Annotated in this window: 2 protein-coding genes; both read right to left on the reverse strand. The window is 58.7% G+C overall.

Translation table 11 applies throughout. The features are described from left to right. Positions 1-108 precede the first annotated feature (108 nt). Complete coding sequence (locus tag ACNKID_RS00215) at positions 109-1,872, reverse strand: formate--tetrahydrofolate ligase (protein ID WP_417911414.1); 1,764 nt, start codon at positions 1,870-1,872, stop codon at positions 109-111. Beyond that, positions 1,809-2,124 (reverse strand): hypothetical protein (locus ACNKID_RS00220; RefSeq protein WP_417911415.1); only part of this gene is annotated, 316 nt, incomplete at its 5' end. The genes ACNKID_RS00220 and ACNKID_RS00215, both read right to left, overlap by 64 nt.

Genomic DNA, 2,124 nt, shown 5'->3' on the forward strand with positions numbered 1-2,124 from the left:
GCAGGAAATCCGGCAGTTCTGTGCTCCCAAAACACAACAGGCCGGAAGGGGAGAATCCTTCCGGCCTGTCTGCTTCAGTCCTGCGTTGCCTGCGTTGAATACAGCAGCTTAGAACACGCCCTTCACTTTGCCAGTCTCCACATCCACATCAATGCGGCGATAAGCAGGATCAGATGCCGTGCCTGGCATGAGTGTGATGGCTCCGGCCACCGGCACGACAAAGCCTGCGCCCTTGTAGGTGAGGATGTCGCGGATAGGCAGTGTCCAGCCTTTCGGCGCACCTTTCAACTTCGGATCATGCGAGAGGGAGAGATGGGTTTTCACCATGCAGGTGGTCATGTTCTTCATCTCCGGGTCCGCCTCCAGCCGCTTCAGCTTGGCCTGCGCTTCGGGTGTGTAGCTCACGCCGTCGCCGCCGTACACTTCCTTCACAATCAGCTCGATGCGCTTGGAAAGCGGGGTCTCCAGATCGTAGAGGAACTTGAAGTCGTTCGGCTCCTCGCAGGCATCAATGACCGCGTCGGCGAACTCAAGAGCGCCGTCGCCGCCATACTGCCAGTGCTTGGACAGCGCAACCCGCGCACCAGCTGCCTCGCACATCCGGCGCACGGCCTTGGTTTCGTTGTCGCTGTCGGTGTAAAAGGCGTTGATGCAGACCACGGGATTGATGCCTGCCTTCTTCACGGTCTCAATGTGATGAATGAGGTTCTCGCAGCCTTTCTCCACCCAGCCGACGTTCTCGCCTTTGTACTCCTCCGGCATCGGACGACCAGGCACAGGAATCGGCGCACCGCCGTGGCACTTGAGAGCGCGGATGGTGGCGACAACTACGGCGCAGTTCGGCTTCAGGCCGGAGTAGCGGCACTTCAGGTTCCAGAACTTCTCGAAGCCGATGTCTGCACCGAAGCCAGACTCAGTGATGTTGTAGTCTGCCAACTTGAGAGCCACGCGGTCGGCAATGACGGAGGACTGACCAATAGCGATGTTGGCAAACGGCCCGGCGTGAACAATGACCGGCTGTCCCTCGATGGTCTGCATCAGGTTGGGGTTGATCGCATCCACCATCCACGCGGTCATGGCTCCAGCTACATCGAGGTCAGTGGCGGTGATCGGCCTGTCCTGCTTGTCGTAAGCCATCACTATCCTGCCGATGCGCTCGCGCATGTCTTTCAGGTCTTTGGCGATGGAGAGAATCGCCATGATCTCCGAGCTGACCGCGATGTTGAAGCCAGACTGCATGGTCATGCCGTCCGAAGTACCGCCAAGGCCGATGGTGATGTTGCGCAAGGCTTGGGCGCAGTAGTCCATGATCCAGCGGAACTCCACCTTCTTCGGATGGATATCAAGACGGCGCAGTCCGCGCTGGGCCAGCTGATCATCGGTGTAGTTGCTCTCGTGCTGCATACGGGACGTGAGCGCGACCATGCCCAAGTTGTGGGCGTTCATGATCGCGTTGATGTCGCCGGTCATGCCCAGCGAGAAGGGAGTCAGCGGCACGCACTGCGACAGGCCGCCGCCTGCTGCCGAGCCTTTGATGTTCATGGTCGGGCCGCCGGAAGGCTGACGGATCGCGCCGACCACCGACTTGCCGCGCTTGCCCATGCCCTGCACTAAGCCCATCGAGCAGGTGGATTTGCCCTCGCCCAGCGGGGTTGGAGTGATGGCGGTCACGTCAATGTATTTGCCGTCGGGCCGGTCTTTCAGCCGCTCAAGGATGGCGCGGTAGTCCAATTTGGCCAAGTAATGACCGTGCGGCAGCAGCTCTTCCTTCTTCAAGCCGAGCTTCTCGCTCAGCTCATAGACAGTTTTCATGCTGCTTTCAGCGGCTTCGGCGATTTCCCAGTCAGCGTGTTTGGTGGGATCCAAGGGCATGGCGGTTCTCCTGTGCAAAGAGGGTTGATGAAAAAAGTAAAGAAAAGGGTGACACTGCAATTCAGCGGCATATGAAAACGCGCCGGAAGGGCGCGGGCGCAGACACGTTCAGAATACACTTTGATAGCAGGTTTTCTCTGAAATGTCAACAAAGAGCGGAGCGGATAGGGCATCATTCCTCTTCCGCCGCGCAGGCCGCAGAGCCTCTGGTTATAAAAAAACAGACAGATTCCTGCCTCTTCCTTGCCTGCG

Origin of the sequence: Candidatus Electronema sp. TJ, assembly GCF_048287355.1 — a bacterium.
In the GTDB taxonomy this organism is placed as follows: Bacteria; Desulfobacterota; Desulfobulbia; order Desulfobulbales; family Desulfobulbaceae; genus Electronema.